The organism is Piscinibacter sp., from assembly GCF_050175855.1.
In the GTDB taxonomy this organism is placed as follows: domain Bacteria; phylum Pseudomonadota; class Gammaproteobacteria; order Burkholderiales; family Burkholderiaceae_C; genus Piscinibacter.
Genome location: NZ_JBFXIO010000056.1, coordinates 1 through 16192, shown reverse-complemented (window position 1 = coordinate 16192; position 16192 = coordinate 1). Strand labels below are relative to the sequence as shown.

Below are 16192 nucleotides of genomic sequence, written 5' to 3'. Positions count from 1 at the left end.
GTGTAAATCTAACATTTGAACTGGCCGCGGGGCGCCGTCGGGCTGTCCGGGATGTGTGCGTTGGTTTCCGCTGCCGCGGCGAAGGTCAGTTCTGACTGGAGCGTGCTGAACCCTCGGGTTTCCTCAGGGAACGGTCTGGGACAGTTTGCCTACATTTCTTGTATGCAAGCATTTGGGGAAGACAGGCCTGCTCCCACCGCTGGAGATCCGCCCATGCCCAGGTTCCTGCGTTCCCTGTTCGGCCAGATCGTCCTGGCGCTGTTGATCGGCGTGGCCGTCGGCCTCGCCGACCCGAGTTCGCGATCAAGCTCAAGCCGCTCAGCGATGCGTTCATCAAGATCATCAAGATGGTCATCGCGGTGCTGGTGTTCTGCGTGGTCGTGCTCGGCATCGCCGGCGCAGGCGACCTCAAGCGTGTCGGGCGGGTCGGGGTGAAGGCGCAGGTCTACTTCGAGCTGATGACGACCATCGCCCTCGGCCTTGGCCTGCTGCTGGCCTTCGTGTTCCAGCCCGGTGCCGGCATGAACGTCCACACCCAGACGCTGGACGCCAAGGCGATGAGCGCCTATGCCGAGAACGCGAACAAGCTGACCGGCGGCGGCACTGTCGACTTCCTGATGAAGCTGATCCCGACGACGGCGGTCAACGCCTTCGCCACCGGCGACGTGCAGCAGGTGCTGCTGTTCGCGGTGCTGTTCGGCTGCGCGCTGGCGATGCTGGGCGAGCGCGGCGCACCGGTGGCGAACTTCATCGACACGCTGTCGCACGTGCTGTTCAAGACCATGGGCATCATCATCAACCTGGCGCCCTTCGGCGTGCTGGGCGCAATCGCCTTCACCGTCGGCAAGTACGGCATCGGCTCGCTGAAGCAGCTGGGCATGCTGGTGGTGCTGTTCTACGCCGCCGTGATCGTGTTCGTCGTCGTCGAGCTCGGCACGATCATGCGGCTGTCCGGCTTCTCGCTGTTCAAGCTGCTGCGCCACCTGCGCGAGGAACTGGCGGTGGTGTTCGCCATCACGTCCAACGGCAGCATGTTGCCGCAGATCATGCGCAAGCTCAAGCGCACGGGCATCCGCGACTCGACCGTCGGCCTGGTCATCCCGACCGGCTACTCGTTCAACCTCGACGCGTTCTTCATCTACATCACGCTGGCCATGGTGTTCATCACGCAGGCCACCAGCACGCCGATCTCGATGACCGAGCTGCTGACCATCCTGGCGATCTCGCTGGTCACCAGCAAGGGTGCGCACGGCGTTCCCGGCTCGGCGATCGTGGTGCTGGCGGCCACGCTTCAGGCGATTCCGGCCATCCCGGCGATCGGCCTCGTGCTGGTGCTGTTGGTCGACTGGTTCTTGGGCATTGCGCGGGCGCCGGGCAACCTGATCGGCAACTGCGTGGCCACCGTTGCGGTCGCCGCCTGGGAGGGCGACATCGATCGCGAACGGGCCCACGCCGTGCTGGACGGCCAGCCGGTCGCGTCCAGCGAAGACGATGCCGACGTCGTGGTCGTGGCGCCGCGCGCGGCGGGTGCCTGAGCCATGGTCAGCCAGACCGAGATCGCGCAGCGGGTCGTCGAATCCATCCTGGCGCAGAAGCTGGCGCCCGGCGAGCGGCTCGGCGAGCAGGAACTGGCCGACCTGTTCGGCGTCAGCCGCACGGTGGTGCGCGAGGCACTGATGCAGCTGCAGGCACGCGGCTTCGTCGAGGTGCGCACGCGCAAGGGCTGGTACGTCGTCGAGCCCTCGATCGACGAGGCGCGCGACGCCTTCGCGGCGCGCCGCGCGGTCGAGTCGGGACTGCTGCGGCAGGCGGAAGGCCAGTTCGAAGGCCAGCCACTGCAGCGCGTGGTGCGCCGCCTGCGACAGCACATCGCCGACGAGCGCAGTGCCATCGAAGGCGCCGACCCGGCCACACGCGCCTTCCTGCTGGCCGACTTCCACGTCTGCCTGGCCGAGTGCCTGGGCCACAAGCTGCTCTCGGACATGCTGCGCGACCTGACCGCGCGCACCACGCTGGTCGCGTCGCTGTACCAGTCGACGCACGATGCTCGCCAGTCCTGCGCGGAGCACGAGCAGATCGTCGCGGCCATCGAGCAGGGGCAGCTGGACGAAGCCTCGACCTTGATGCTCACGCACATCGGCAGCGTCGAGGACGCGTTGGGCCAGTCGGCCGCCGAATCGGCCGATGCGCGCGAAAGGCTGCGCGCGACGCTGGCGCCGCTGCGCGTGGTGCGCTGAACCGCGCGAGCTAGGTCTTGGAACGGCAAGCCGAACGGATCCGTTCCCCGGGGCGCGAAGTCAACGCCGCTACGGATCCGTTCCGCCGGTCAGCGACAGCCCGACCGGGCTGAACATCAGTCGCGCGCGGCCCGGGCGACGCGCCTGAGATCGGCCACGAGGCGCCGATCCAGGAGCAACAGGCTGGCGATGTAGGCCACGCAGGCGACCGCCGCCAGCAGTGCAAGCGCCAACAGCGAGGGAAGCCCTGTCGTCAACGCACGAACTGCGGCCGAAGCCGCCCACATGGTCGTTCCGGCCAGAAGCGGTCGGCTGATCAGCCGCAGCAGGTCGCCCAGGCTCATGCCCAGGGTGGACATGACGCGCCGCGCGTTCAGCGCGAAGGTCAACGGGGATGCCACACACCAGGCGGCAGCCAATCCCACGGCGCCCGATTGCGCGCCGAAGTACAGCGCCACTGGCCAGATCACGGCGGCGGTCAGGGTATTGCGCAAGTTGACGTTCGCGGCGCCGATGCCCGAGATCGCCGTCGCCAGCATCATCATGAGCATCCGAAGCGGCACCACGAGGCTGACGATCTGGAGCACTGGAACGGCATCGGTCCAGGCCGGTCCGATCAGCAAGGGCAGGAGTTCAGGCGCAATGCAGGCGAGCAGCCACATGACACCGACGGACAGCGACATCATCAGCCTGGTGCCGAACAGGACTCTTTCCCGCAAACGCTCGCTCTCGTCCTGCAGCCGGGCCACCGCGGCGAAGGCGATCTGATTCACCACGCCCATCACCTTGTGCATCGGCAGAGTGGCCAGGTGCACGGCGACCGAGTAGTGGCCGAGCGCTTCGCGCGACAGCAGACGGCCGCCGATCAACACGTCGGCCTGGCTGACGAAGCTCCAGATGACCTGGGTGATCGCCATCTGGGAGCTGAAACTCAAGTGCTGGCGCAGGCCGGTGAACTCCAGGCGGGGCCGAACCGACTGACCCCAGCCGATCAGCAGTACGCAGCGCACGGCCGCCGGTCCCAGCAGCCCTGCAACGAGCGCCCAGACGCCGGCGCCGAGCAGCGCGAGGCCCAGGCTGAGGGCGCTTCCGACGATGACGCTGGCGAACTCGATGCGTGCCAGCCAGGCGAAGTCCAGTTCCCGGGTGGCCAGGGCCGAGGGCACGGCGCCGAGTGCCGCGAAGACGAACACGGCCGCACCGGCCTGGAGCGGCGCAGTCAGCCGAGGGTCGCCATAGAACCACGCGGCCAGCGGCGCACCGGCCACCAGCGCAAGCGCCATCACGCCGTGCAGCAGCCAGACGACGCCGGCCAGTCGGGCGAGTTGTTCCTGCGGCAGTTCACGGGCCTGGACCAGCGCCGAACCGAGGCCGAACTCGGCCACCGCCGCGCCGATGCCCACCAGCGTCCCGACGATGGCCATCAGCCCGTAGTCCTGCGGATCGACCAGCCGGAACACCACCAGCGTCGCCGCCCAGCTCAACGCCTGACCGGCCAGGCGAGCCAGCGCGGTGGCCTTGAGCCCGGCCAGGGCGCGCCGTTCAATGCTCATGCAGGTCAGTGGAGCGTGCGGAATGTCCGGCAACTCGAAGCCGGCTCATGCGGATGGGGGATAGGGCACATTCTCGGCGACTCGATAATCTTAAGCAGAGAATAATCTGCACCTGCTAGCGGCAATCGTGAGCAGCCAGTGCACCCCCCCCGCGCACAACACGATCGATCCGAGGTGTCGCGGATTGTGCGGCTCTGTCCCGATCAACATGTCACTTTTCGCCGGCGTCGTCTGTCTGCGGCCAGAACATGCGCTTCCGGAGCACTTGCCCGGGCTGCTCGCCGGCTGTCTCAGCCGGTACCCAGGCGACCGACCTCTGCTGCTGGTCGAGCCGGGCGCCGCGGTGGCCCATCTGGACCTGGGAGTCCTGGGTGGGCAGGGCGTGTGCAGGGAAGCCGGCAGCCCAGTCTTGTCCGTGCTTTCGGGCGAGCCGCTGTGCAGCGGCAAGGCGCACGCTCGCAGCCGCGATGCCGACCTGCAGGCGCTGCACGATGACTGGCGCCGCGGCCGCACCGATGCGTTGCGGCTGTCGCGGGGCAACTTCTGCATCGCCCACGTCGACATGGCCGAGCGCCGGGTTCGCCTGGCCAGCGACAAGCTCGCGCTGCGGGCACTGTACGTCGCGCAGCGCGATGGCGTGCTGTACTTCGCCGCCTCCATGCGCGTGATGCTCGCCCTCGTGCCGGAACTGGAAGCCGAGCCGGACTATGTCGGGCAGGCGCAGATTGCCGCGCTCGGCGGGCCCCTCGGCGCGCGCACGGCCTATGCAAGTATCCGCTGTCTCGAGGCCGGCATCGCGCTGGACATCGATTCCGCCGGCACCCGCGAGTGCCGTTACCACAGCTGGGATGAACTGCCGGAGCGGCCGCGCAGCGAGGAAGAGTTCACCGCGGAGTTGCACGCCGTCTTTCGATCCTCGGTGGCGTTGCGGCTGGGCGACGATCGCAGCGTGGCAGCCCATCTGTCGGGTGGACTCGACTCACGCTGCGTCGTGGCAACCTTGCGTGACTTCGGTGCGAAGGTCCATACCCTGAACTTCGCGCCGCCCGAGAGTGCCGACCTAGTACTCGGCCGGGAGGCAGCACGCAGCCTGGGTTCGCATCACTTCGAATCAGCCAGTGGAAGCACGGATTTCTGGCGGCGCATGGAGACAGGGCATCGCGAATGGCTGGCGGCGCAGCCGCCCGACGACGCGCCGCCGAGGCCCTCTCGTGTCTTCACCGGGTTCGCCGGCGAGACGGTGCTGGCGCCAACCAACCTCAACGCGGCGATCATCGCAGCGATGCGTCGCGGCGACCACCATGCGGCCATGCGTGGGTACTTGAAGCGCATCGGCGGCGAACTCTCCCGGCGCCTGTTCCTGCGCAGCCGCCGCGCGGAGATGACTGCGGCGGTCCCGTCGGCGATCGCCGACGAACTGGCTCGCCGGCGCAGTGCCGATCCGGCACGGCGCATGCATCTGTTCCAGTTGCTCAACGAGCCGCGCGCCAACCTCGCACGGCACCACGAAAACCTGGACACCCGGCGCTTCGAGTTCACCACACCGTTCTGCGATGCATCGTTCGTGGAGACCGTGCTGTCGTGGCGCATCGACGACTTGCCTCGTCACCATCTGTACTACCGTTGGCTGAGGCAGTTTCCGGCAGCCGTGCGCGAGGTCCCGTGGCAGGCCTATCCCTGGAGCGAGCCGTGTCCGCTTCCCATGCCGCGTGACCTGCGCAACCAATGGGCGGAAGACTGGATCCACGAGAATGAACTGCGCGAAGAACTGTCCCAGCTCGTCGCGCAGACGCGCGCCGACCTGGCGTCGGAGCACTTTCCCGCCGGGCTGCTCGACCGCGACAATCTGCGTCTGGCCTGCCTGCTGACCAAGCTCGGCCTGCACCGCTATGCCTACTTTCTGCGCCACGCGCACGTGTTCGTGCGTCACGCCGCCTTGAACTGCGCGCCGGGCGCCCGACCCTCGAGGTAAGTCACGTGTTCATCGACGCCAGCCTGGGTACCCTGCACGAGCCGCTCACCGGTCGCCGAGTCGACGGCCCCGCGGCGCTGCTGCAGTCGCGGCGCAGGGCCACCCTGCTGCATCACCTCGGTGTGCGGCGGCACGCCAAGGTGTTCCTCCACTACGGCAACAAGGCGGAGTTCTTCATCGATCTTCTCGCGCTGTGGTCGCTGGGTGCCTGCCCGGTCCCGGTCGACCCGCGCTACACGGCCTTCGAGGTCGAAGTGCTGCTCGCCGGCATTCAGCCAGTGCTGTCGATCTGGGACGAGTCGGCGCCTGCCGAGCTTGCGGCCGTCCTGGCAGCCAGGCAGGTGCCTGTCGTCGACACTGTGAGCGCGGCAGCGTCGGTCGACGAAGCGCTGTTCGCACCCGGTTGGCCTCACCTGGACGACGATGCGCTGCTGCTGCTGACTTCCGGAACGACCGGTCAGCCCAAGGGCGTGTTGCAGACGCACCGGGCCTTGCGTTCGCGCTGGAACCAGCAGCGTGAACGGCTGGGCGTGGCCGCATTCGCGCAGACGCTGTGCGTGGTGCCGACCCATTTCGCCTGGGGGCTGGTGGGCCATGCGCTGTATGCCTGGCTGAGCGGCCAGACCTTGCACCTGCTGCCGGCATTCCGCTCCGACACGCTGATGCGGCTGGGCAGCCTGTGCGACGACCTGGCCGTCACCTGTCTGCCCTCGGTGCCCTCGATGTGGCAGTTAGTCGTGAAGACGGTGGCGCCGCCGCGTGGTGGCGCACTGCAACTCGTGACGCTGGGTACCGCGCCCCTGCAGGCCACGATCTGGCGCGGCGTGCGCCAGTGGGGCGGCGGCGCCGAGGTGCTCAACGTCTACGGCATCAGCGAGACCGGCTGGATCGCCGGCGGCGCACTCGATGAGGCGGCCGGCGACGATGTGCCCGTCGGCGAGCCCTGGGGCGCTGTCGTCAAGGTACTGGCCTCGGGCAGCACGGCGCAGGGGCCGGGGCTGGCGCCCGAATGCGCGCCCGGCGAGCCCGGCCACTTGTGGGTGCAGACACCATCGCTGATGCGCGGCTACTTCGGCCGCGACGACCTGACCGCACAGGTCGTCACACGCGGCTGGTTCTGCACCGGCGACCTCGGGCAGCTCGACGAGCGGGGTCGCATAGTCCTGCGCGGCCGAGAAAAGGAGCTGATCAACGTCGGCGGGGCCAAGATCTACCCGCAGGACATCGATGCGGCCCTGGCGGGCCTGCCCGGCGTCGAGGATGTGGCGACCTTCGCCTTCGACGACCCGATGCTCGGCGAGAACGTGGCGGTCGCGCTGGTGCTCGCCGATCCCGGAGAAGCCGCGCTGCTGGCGGTCTACCGCGAGGCCGTGCGCCGCCTGGCCGTGCATCAGTTGCCACGCCGCTGGCATCTGGTCGAACAGATTCCGCGCACCGCGCGTGGCAAGCTCAGCCGCAGCGACGTGGCCCGCCGCTGCGCAGGCGCGCAGCCTGCCTTCGAGCAGCGTGTGCTCGAGCGTCTACTGCGCGCGGCGGCGGCATGAGCGCGCCAGCCGGAACCGTGAGCGCTGCGGACCTGCGGGCGGCGCTGGAGAGCTGGGGGGTCGACCCCGCTGACCTGGCCGACGAACATGCGTCGCTGCTCGCGTCGGGAGTGCTCGACTCGCTGGCGCTGTTCAACCTGTCGATGTGGCTGGAGCAGCAGATCGGCGCGCCCATCGATCCGACCAGCTTCGAGGTGGCACGCGAGTGGGACAGCATCGCGGCGATCCTGCGTTTCATCGAGACGCAGCGGGCGGCCCCCGCGGAAGGCCTCGTGCTGACACCGGCCGCTGCCACGGAGCCGCCCGAACGGCCCGCGCCGGGCGAGGCGACCACGCCCCACGCCTCCGGAGACGATGCTGGGCCCTACCGCATCGAGCGCTATTCGGAGCAGCACCTGCCGGCGATCGGCGAACTGATGACGGCGTTGTGGAGCCCGGATGCCTTGCTCAACCGCGAGGTGTTTCGCTGGAAGTACGTGGAGAACCCCTTCGATGCCGAACCGCTCGTCTATCTGGCCTTGCGTGACGACCGGGTCGTCGGCATGCGGGCCTTCTGCGGCTCGGCCTGGCGGGCAGCGGGTGGTGCCATGCGGAACCTGGCCGTGGCCGACGACTTCGTGGTCGCCGAGGACGACCGCAACCATGGACTGCTTGCCCGATTCACCGATGCGGCCACGGCCGACCTCGGTGCGCGCGGCCAGCATGCGTTCCTCAGCCTGAGTGCGCTGCGCGTCACGCGCCTGCAGTTGCTGGCGTCCGGTTCGCGAAGCCTTGGCGTATTGCCGACCGTGGCGCTGCGTCCTGCCTGGTTGCGCGCGCTCGATGCAGTGGCCAGCCTGGCGAAGAAAACCCCTGTCCTGTGGCGTGCGGCGGACCGGTTGGAGGCCATCGAACCGGCCAGTCGGGCCTTCGAACGGCTCGACCAGTTCGGCAAGGCGTTGCCGCTCGACGATGGCGGGCATGCCGAGGTCGGCACGGCCCCCGATCCCGCCGAGTTCGCTGCCTTCGTGGCGCGCCTGACGCAGGACGAGCGCTTGCGGCACATGCGGGACGAGCGCTTCTTCGCCTGGCGCTACCGCAATCCGCTGCACGACTACCGGGTCATCTCGGCTCGTGATGCAGCTGGCAGGCTCCGTGGCTACATCGTCCTGCAGCGCGGTCGCTCGGCATTCGCCGACCAGCGTCGCGTCAATCTGGTCGACTGGGCCGGTGACTCGGAAGCCGTCTGGGCTGGCCTGATCCAGGCGGCGGTGCGTGGCGGGCGCATCGCCGAACTGGTGACGTGGCGCAACGGCGACGCGGCCACGAATCGACAGATCGATGCACTGGGCTTCATTCCTGCCGACGCGCACCAGGCCGAGCGGGGTCTGCCGTGCGCGCTGGTGCGTGAGTTCGGCGAGGGCGTGCACCATCCCCTTCCCGAACTCGGGCAATGGGACCTGCGCATGGCCTACACCAGCTTTGCCTGAGACCGCCGATGGCGGCAGCGATCAGGCCGGGCGCGACGGCAGTGGCTTGCGCGCGCCGGTGATCAGGCGCGCCACGCCGATGAAAGGCGTCAGGTAGAGCTGCTTGACGGTGGCGTAGTCTCCGCTCCCCTGGGGCAGGCCGAGGCGGAACGGCTCGCCACGATGTGGCACGTGAATCGTGCGGAACATCCAATCCCACAGCCCGAACAGGAAGCCGAAGTTCTTGTCCCAGTGCTGCACCTCGCAGCTGTGGTGCACCTGATGCATCACCGGGCTCACCAGCAGGTAGCTCAGCCGGCCATAGCCCAGCGGGATGTGCGAGTGCTGCAGATGAGCGATCCAGTAGTACAGGACGAAGGCGACGGCATTGAAGCCGAGGATGCTCAGTTCGGGCAGACCACCCGGATAGAGATAGGCGTACACACCGCCGACCACACCGGTGCTCAGCGAGCGCAGCAGGAAGTCGAACATGATGTCCAGCGGGTGTGCGCGGAACGCCGAGATCGGCGTGAGAACTTCCGCGGCGTGGTGCACCTTGTGGAACTCCCACAGCACCGGCACCTTGTGGGTCAAGTAGTGGGCGAGGTACTTGGCGAAGTCCCAGGCCAGCAGATTGACGATCGTGAAGCCGAGCAGCACGGCGAAGCCCGGTGAAGAGGGTGCCGGCGCGGTACCGAAGGCGACGCGAAGCGCCGAGGCGGTGCCTTCGCTGACGAGCAGCAAGGCCACCAGCGCGCTCACCCAGCGTCCGAGCTGCAGGTGGCCCATGACGATCTGGTTGACCAGGAAGAAGCGGTAGTCCAGCTTCGCCGACGGGTGCAGGAACACCTTGCCCGGCACGAGGAACTTAAGGAACCCGGGTGTCGCTTCGCCGCGGCGGCGCATCACGAGGTAGACCCCCAGCGCCGCCAGGATCGTGGTGGCCAGGAGGTCCAGCCGCAGGCGCGGCTCCGCCAGCCACTGACCCACCGTGGCGTAGTACAGCCATACGACGAAGTCGTAGCCCCGCTCACCGAGCAGGTCTTTCACCAGTTCCTTCAGCGAAGCGATCTGCACGCGGTGTTGCTCCGGACGTCCGACAGCGCGGATTGTCTCTGCCGGCCGTACGCGGGAAATCCCGCGATCCAGGGATCGCCCCGGCGGAACCCTCAGTCGCCCGCGCCGCCGCGGAAGCGCGCCACGTCTTGCGGGGCAACGGCGCCGGCCTGCGCGCCCCAGGCCGTGCGCAGGTGGCTGGCAAGGGCCGCGATCTCCGCGTCGTTCAGCACCAGGCCGAACGGCGGCATGCCGAACGGGCGCGGGTTGCCGGCCGTGGCCGGCAGGAAGCCGCCATGCACGATGACGCGGATCAGGTTGGCGGGCGGATCCATCGTCACCACGCGGTTGCCGGCCAGCGGCGGGATCGCTGGCTTGCCGCTGGCCAGGCGCCAGCCTTCGCCGTTCGCGCCGTGGCAATCGGCGCAGTGGCGCTCGTAGACCTTGGCGCCGAGCTCCCGCACCGCCGGGTCCGGCGGCTTGCCGCCACCGGCCTGTGCGCGCGACGGCGGCAGCGACTTGAGGAACAGCGCCACGGCGTGCAGGTCGTCGTCGTGCCAGTGCTGCAGGCTGCGGTAGACCACGTCGGCCATCGGGCCCAGCGTCGAGCCGCGCGGCGACACGCCATCGCGCAGCAGCGCGACGATGTGCTCGACCGGCCAGTCCGCCACGCCGGCCTGCTCGGGCGAGTTCAGTGCCGGGGCGTACCAGTTGCGCATCGGGATCAGGCCGCCGGCCAGCGACAACCCGCCTTCGGGCGTGGCTCCGAAGGGATTGCGCCCGCCATGGCAGGCGGCGCAGTGGCCGAGTCCGCGCACCAGGTAGGCGCCACGGTTCCATTCGGCGCTGCGCGAAGCGTCCGGCTCGAAGCCACCGGGGCGGAAGAACAGTGCCCGCCACACCGCCAGCGCCGCCTGCGTGCCGTAGGGAAAGTCCAGAGCGTGCGGCGTGGCGGGCTGGCGCACCGGCGGCAGGGTGCGCAGGTAGAAGTAGATCGCGTCGCTGTCCTCGCGCGTCACGCGCGACATGTCGGGGTAGGGGAAGGCCGGGTAGAGCAGCCGGCCGTCGTACGAGCGGCCGTGGTGCATCGCCCGCCAGAAGTGCTCGGCGCTCCAGCGGCCCAGCCCGGTGTCGGGGTCGGGCGTCAGGTTGCCGGCAAAGACGGTGCCGAAGGGCGTGGCGATGCCGCGCCCACCGGCCCAGGGTGTGCCGCCGCGCGCGGTGTGGCAGGTCATGCAGTTGCCCACGCGCACGAGGTATTCGCCGCGGGCTACCTGCTCGGGCGTGCCGTCGGAAGGCGCGGCCCCGGCCGGCACCGGCACCTCGCCGGCCACGTTGAGCCCGTACACGCCGGCGGCCAGGCCGCCGAGCAGTACGACGAGGAAGATCAGCCAGCGGACGAACATCGCCGGCCCTCCTCAGCGCGGCACGCTGCCGCACTCCTGCGGCAGCGGCGCGGGCAGGGCATCGGCTGCCTTCGCCGGCACCGGCACGGGCCGGGTGGACAGCCAGGCGGCCACGGCGCTGACGTCCTGCGGCGTCAACGCACGGGCGATGTCAGCCATGCAGTCGGGCGCGTGGGCACGGCGCTGGCCGTTGGCCCAGGCGCCGAGCTGGCCCTTGAGGTAGTCGCGCGGCAGGCCCAGCAGCCCCGGGATGGCCGGGGCCACGCCGGTCAGCGCTCGGCCATGGCAGGCGGCGCAGGCCGGCAGCTTGCGCGCCGCGTCGCCCTTCATCGCGAGCGTTTCGCCCAGCGCCAGCAGTGACGTGGCGTCACGAGCCAGTGCCGGTGCAGGGTAGGGCAGGTCGATGGTCGCGAAGTGCCCGGCGATCTCGCGAAGGTAGTCGTCGTTGAGGTGGTCGACGAGGTAGACCATCGGCCCGTAGCGGCGCCGCCCCTCGCGGAAGTTCACCAGCTGGTTGAACAGGTACATCGCCGGCTTGCCGGCGATGCGCGGGTGGTAGCCGTCGGGCGCGGCACGGCCCTCCTGGCCGTGGCAGGCGGTGCAGGCGAGCACGCGCTGAGCGAGGGTGTCGGCCGGCGCGGCGGCGACCGGCAGGCTGGTGAGCCCGGCCAGGGCCAGCAGCAGGGATCTCATCGGCAGTTCAAGGGCAGGTAGCGGGCCGGTACATCGGTTCGGTCGGTGCCATGCACGGTCATCGGTGGCGGCGCCGTCGTGCCGGCGCATACCCAGGTCACCGGCACGATCGGCGCATCCTCCACCACCGCTGGGCGCAAGGTCAGGGTCTTGCCGAGCAGCACGCCGTTGGCGCGGTTTCCGAAGGTCACGTGCACCGCCCCCTGCTCGACGCGCACCGCGCTCACCAGGTGGCTGACGATGCGTTCCGGCGCGGGCAGGCCGGCTTCGGCATTGTCGGCAGGCATGGTCTGCAGCGCCTTCCAGCGCGCGGCCACCGGCGGCTTCGCCACGTCGGCGAGCTTGACGGCCTCGACGATCTGGTCGCGCACCAGGCGATCCTGCATCGACGGCACGGCGATCGTTGCCAGGATGGCCACCATGGCGAGCACGATCAGCAACTCGATGAGCGTGAAGCCGCGACGGATGCACATGGTCAGGCCGCTCCCGGAGCGCGTTTCCACCATTCGCCGTCGAGATGCAGCTTGAGGAAGTCGATGAAGGTGCTGACCTTGCCCGGCACCAGCTTGGGCGAAGGGAAAACCGCGTGCAGTTCCTGCGTGGGCAGGGCGAAGTCCGTCAGCACCGGCACGATGGCGCCGTCGGCGACCGACTCGCGGGCCACGTACCAGGGCAGCACCGCCAGGCCGAGGCCGGCGCGGCAGGCGGCGAGCACGGCGGACAGGTTGTTCGAGCGCAGCGTGCCCTTCACCGGCACGGAGACCGCCTCGCCGCTCGCGCCGGTGAAGCTCCAGCGGTCGTCACCCTGCACGCTGCTGTAGACCAGGCAGTCGTGCTGCGCCAGTTCCGCCGGCGTGTGCGGCGTGCCGCGGCGCGCGAGGTAATCGGGGGCCGCCGCGGTCAGCCAGGGGTTGGTACCCAGGTAGCGCGCGCCGAGCGCGGAATCGGCGAGGCGTCCCATGCGCAGCGCCACGTCCACGCCCTGCTCGACGAGGTTCACATAGCGGTCGTCGAAGCTGAGGTCCAGCGTCACGTCCGGGTGCTCGCGCATGAACTTCAGTGCCAGCGGCGTCACCACGCGGCGGCCGAAGGCCACCGAGGTGCTGATGCGCAGCTGCCCGCGCACCTTGCTCTGCAGCAGCGCGGCCAGGCTGTCGGCTTCGTCGAGCTCGCGCTGGATGGCCTTGCACTTCTCGTAATAGAGCGCGCCGATCTCGGTGGCGCTGACGCCGCGGGTGTTGCGGTTGAGCAGTCGCGCGCCCAGCCGCGCCTCCAGCGCGGCGACGTGCTTGGTGGCGGTGGGCTGAGTGATGCCCAGGTCCGACGAGGCCTTGCTGAAGCTGCCGGTCTCGACGATGCGCGCGAACAGCTGCACGCCGGTGATGCGGTCCATGGTCGGTCTTGTCTCCAGCCCCGATGATGCCCTGAGCGGCGCGGGCCATTCCTGCACGGAATGACAAACATGCCCGACCTGCACTTCTCGAAGCGGCGGCCCGCGGCGACCATCCCGCCCAGTCAACGTCAACGTGCGAAGGAGTATCCGATGGCCCGCATGAAAGCCGCCCTGGCCGCCGTTCTGGTGATGGAGAAGGAAGGCGTGAGCCAGGCCTTCGGCGTCCCCGGTGCGGCGATCAACCCGCTGTACGCCGCGCTGCGCGAGCGCGCCTCGATCGCCCACGTGCTGGCCCGCCACGTCGAGGCCGCCTCGCACATGGCCGAGGGCTACACCCGCGCCAAGGCCGGCAACATCGGCGTGTGCATCGGCACCTCCGGGCCGGCCGGCACGGACATGATCACCGGGCTGTATTCGGCCAGCGCCGACTCGATCCCCATCCTGTGCATCACCGGCCAGGCGCCGCGCGCGCGGCTGTACAAGGAAGACTTCCAGGCGGTGGACATCGAGTCCATCGCCAAGCCGGTGACCAAGTGGGCCGTCACCGTGCGCGAGCCGGCGCAGGTGCCGCGCGCCTTCCAGCAGGCCTTCCACCTGATGCGCTCGGGCCGCCCGGGGCCGGTGCTGATCGACCTGCCCTTCGACGTGCAGATGGCCGAGATCGAGTTCGACATCGACACCTACGAGCCGCTGCCGGTCTACAAGCCCGCCGCCACGCGCAAGCAGGTGGAGAAGGCGCTGGACATGTTGCTGGCCGCCGAGAAGCCGCTGATCGTGGCCGGCGGCGGCATCATCAACGCCGACGCCTCGGCGCTGCTGGTCGAGTTCGCCGAGACCATCGGCGTGCCGGTGATCCCCACGCTGATGGGCTGGGGCAGCATTCCCGACGACCACCCGCTGATGGCCGGCATGGTCGGCCTGCAGACCAGCCACCGCTACGGCAACGCCACGATGCTGGCCAGCGACTTCGTGCTCGGCATCGGCAACCGATGGGCCAACCGCCACACCGGCTCCACCGAGGTGTATTGCCAGGGCCGGAAGTTCGTGCACGTCGACATCGAGCCGACGCAGATCGGCCGGGTCTTCATGCCGGATCTCGGCATCGTCAGCGACGCCAAGGCCGCGCTCGAACTCTTCGTGCAGGTGGCCAAGGAGCGCAAGGCCGCCGGCACCTTGCGTGACTACGCCGACTGGCGCTTCCGCTGCAGCGAGCGCAAGCGGCTGATGCACCGAAAGTCGCACTACACCGAGACGCCGATCAAGCCGATGCGCGTCTACGAGGAGATGAACGCTGCCTTCCCGCGCGACACCATCTACGTGTCGACGATCGGCTTGTCGCAGATCGCCGCGGCGCAGTTCCTCAAGGTGCACGGCCCGCGCCAGTGGATCAACTGCGGCCAGGCCGGCCCGCTGGGCTGGACCATTCCCGCCGCGCTGGGCGTGGTGGCCGCCGACCCGACGCGCACCGTGGTCGGCATCTCCGGCGACTACGACTTCCAGTTCCTGATCGAGGAGCTGGCGGTGGGCGCGCAGTTCCGTCTGCCCTACGTGCAGGTGCTGGTCAACAACAGCTACCTCGGCCTGATCCGCCAGAGCCAGCGCGGTTTCGACATGGACTACTGCGTGCAGCTCGCCTTCGACAACCAGAACGTCGACGACGCGTCGCTCAAGGGCTACGGCGTCGACCACCAGGCCGTGGTGCAGGGCCTGGGCTGCAAGAGCCTTCGCGTGACCGACCCCGAGAAGATCGGCGGCGCGCTGGCGCAGGCGCAGGCGATGGCGCGCCAGTACAGCGTGCCGGTGGTGGTGGAGGTGATCCTCGAGAAGGTGACCAACATCGCGATGGGCACGGAGATCGACAAGGTCAACGAGTTCGAGTCGATCGACTGCCGCCACCCGGAAGGCACGAAGGGCCTGGAGCTTGCCGGCCTGCTCGACTGACTCCGAAAGCCACGACATGCCGCGATTCGCCGCCAACCTGACGATGCTCTTCACCGAGCATCCCTTCCTCGACCGCTTCGAGCGCGCCGCACGCGCCGGCTTCAGCGCGGTCGAGTTCCTCTTCCCCTACGCGCATACGCCCGGCGAGGTCTCGGCGCGCCTGAAGGGCAACCGCCTGCAGTGCGTGCTGCACAACCTGCCGGCGGGCGACTGGGACGCCGGCGAGCGCGGCATCGCCTGCCTGCCGGATCGTGTCGACGAATTCCGCGCCGGCGTGGCCAAGGCCATCGAGTACGCCACCGCGCTCGGTGCGCCGCAGCTGAACTGCCTGGCCGGCAAGGTGCCGCTCGGCGCCGACGAGAAGCTGCTGCGCCAGACCTTCGTGGCCAACCTGAAGTACGCCGCTGCCGAGCTGAAGAAGGCCAACCTCAGGCTGCTGATCGAGCCGATCAACACCTACGACATCCCCGGCTTCTACCTGAACCGCACGGCGCAGGCGATTGCGATCATGGACGAGGTGGGGGCCGACAACCTGTTCCTGCAGTACGACGTCTACCACGCGCAGCGCACCGAGGGCGAACTGGCCGCGACGATCGAGAAGCACCTGGCGCGCATCGGCCACATCCAGGTGGCTGACAACCCGGGCCGCAACGAGCCGGGCACGGGCGAGATCAACTACGGCTTTCTGTTCGGCCACCTCGAGCGCATCGGCTACCGCGGCCACGTGGGTTGCGAATACAAGCCGGCCAAGGGCACGGAAGCGGGCCTGGTCTGGCTGGAGCATGCGCGGCGGCAACTGAGGCCGCTGCGCTGATTGAACCTTCCGACGAAAGACACCGACATGACGTCCTCCCCCCAGAAGATCGGCTTCATCGGCCTCGGGATCATGGGCGCGCCGATGGCGCTGCACCTGATCCAGGCCGGCCACCAGCTGTTCGTCTACACGCGC

Annotated in this window: 13 protein-coding genes and 1 pseudogene; 8 read left to right on the top strand and 6 right to left on the bottom strand. The window is 69.1% G+C overall.

The features are described from left to right. The first annotated feature begins 213 nt into the window (after positions 1-213). Positions 214-1535 (top strand): annotated as a pseudogene (locus AB7U92_RS06755) (C4-dicarboxylate transporter DctA). A 3-nt stretch (positions 1536-1538) separates the two neighbouring features. Then, complete coding sequence (locus AB7U92_RS06750) at positions 1539-2237, top strand: GntR family transcriptional regulator (RefSeq protein WP_428575411.1); 699 nt, start codon at positions 1539-1541, stop codon at positions 2235-2237. Between the two features lie 116 nt (positions 2238-2353). Here AB7U92_RS06750 and AB7U92_RS06745 read toward each other — a convergent pair whose 3' ends face one another. Continuing rightward, positions 2354-3790, bottom strand: coding sequence for a lipopolysaccharide biosynthesis protein (locus AB7U92_RS06745; RefSeq protein ID WP_428575410.1), 1437 nt, complete (start codon positions 3788-3790; stop codon positions 2354-2356). 208 nt (positions 3791-3998) lie between these two features. Between AB7U92_RS06745 and AB7U92_RS06740 the strand changes: the two genes are divergently transcribed. The 3 genes from AB7U92_RS06740 to AB7U92_RS06730 are packed head-to-tail and all read left to right on the top strand — an operon-like array spanning position 3999 to position 8775. Continuing rightward, on the top strand, positions 3999-5762 hold the full coding sequence (locus tag AB7U92_RS06740) for an asparagine synthase-related protein (RefSeq protein WP_428575409.1): 1764 nt from the start codon (positions 3999-4001) through the stop codon (positions 5760-5762). Between the two features lie 5 nt (positions 5763-5767). After that, complete coding sequence (locus AB7U92_RS06735) at positions 5768-7306, top strand: class I adenylate-forming enzyme family protein (protein WP_428575408.1); 1539 nt, start codon at positions 5768-5770, stop codon at positions 7304-7306. A 17-nt stretch (positions 7307-7323) separates the two neighbouring features. Continuing rightward, positions 7324-8775 (top strand): acyl carrier protein, encoded by a 1452-nt coding sequence (locus tag AB7U92_RS06730; protein ID WP_428575407.1) that lies wholly within the window; start codon positions 7324-7326, stop codon positions 8773-8775. Between the two features lie 21 nt (positions 8776-8796). Here the strand turns inward: AB7U92_RS06730 and AB7U92_RS06725 are convergent, their stop codons facing one another. The 5 genes from AB7U92_RS06725 to AB7U92_RS06705 all read right to left on the bottom strand — a co-directional run bounded on the left by AB7U92_RS06725 (position 8797) and on the right by AB7U92_RS06705 (position 13302). After that, entirely contained in the window at positions 8797-9831 is a 1035-nt protein-coding gene (locus AB7U92_RS06725; protein WP_428575406.1) for a sterol desaturase family protein, read from the bottom strand. A 92-nt stretch (positions 9832-9923) separates the two neighbouring features. Beyond that, entirely contained in the window at positions 9924-11216 is a 1293-nt protein-coding gene (locus tag AB7U92_RS06720; protein ID WP_428575405.1) for a c-type cytochrome, read from the bottom strand. A 12-nt stretch (positions 11217-11228) separates the two neighbouring features. Continuing rightward, positions 11229-11909: a c-type cytochrome gene (locus AB7U92_RS06715; RefSeq protein ID WP_428575404.1), complete on the bottom strand. Its 681-nt coding sequence runs from the start codon at positions 11907-11909 to the stop codon at positions 11229-11231. Beyond that, entirely contained in the window at positions 11906-12382 is a 477-nt protein-coding gene (locus tag AB7U92_RS06710) for a pilin (RefSeq protein ID WP_428575403.1), read from the bottom strand. The genes AB7U92_RS06715 and AB7U92_RS06710 overlap by 4 nt, the downstream gene beginning before the upstream one ends. A gap of 2 nt (positions 12383-12384) precedes the next feature. Continuing rightward, on the bottom strand, positions 12385-13302 hold the full coding sequence (locus AB7U92_RS06705) for a LysR family transcriptional regulator (protein ID WP_428575402.1): 918 nt from the start codon (positions 13300-13302) through the stop codon (positions 12385-12387). A gap of 150 nt (positions 13303-13452) precedes the next feature. Between AB7U92_RS06705 and gcl the strand changes: the two genes are divergently transcribed. From gcl to AB7U92_RS06690, 3 genes are all read left to right on the top strand, one after another. Continuing rightward, the gene (gene gcl / locus AB7U92_RS06700; protein ID WP_428575401.1) at positions 13453-15243 is read left to right on the top strand and encodes a glyoxylate carboligase; all 1791 of its coding nucleotides are present in this window, start codon (positions 13453-13455) and stop codon (positions 15241-15243) included. A 16-nt stretch (positions 15244-15259) separates the two neighbouring features. Further along, the gene (hyi, locus tag AB7U92_RS06695) at positions 15260-16057 is read left to right on the top strand and encodes a hydroxypyruvate isomerase (protein ID WP_428575400.1); all 798 of its coding nucleotides are present in this window, start codon (positions 15260-15262) and stop codon (positions 16055-16057) included. Between the two features lie 27 nt (positions 16058-16084). Then, on the top strand, positions 16085-16192 hold a 108-nt coding region (locus AB7U92_RS06690; protein WP_428575412.1), incomplete at its 3' end, for an NAD(P)-binding domain-containing protein.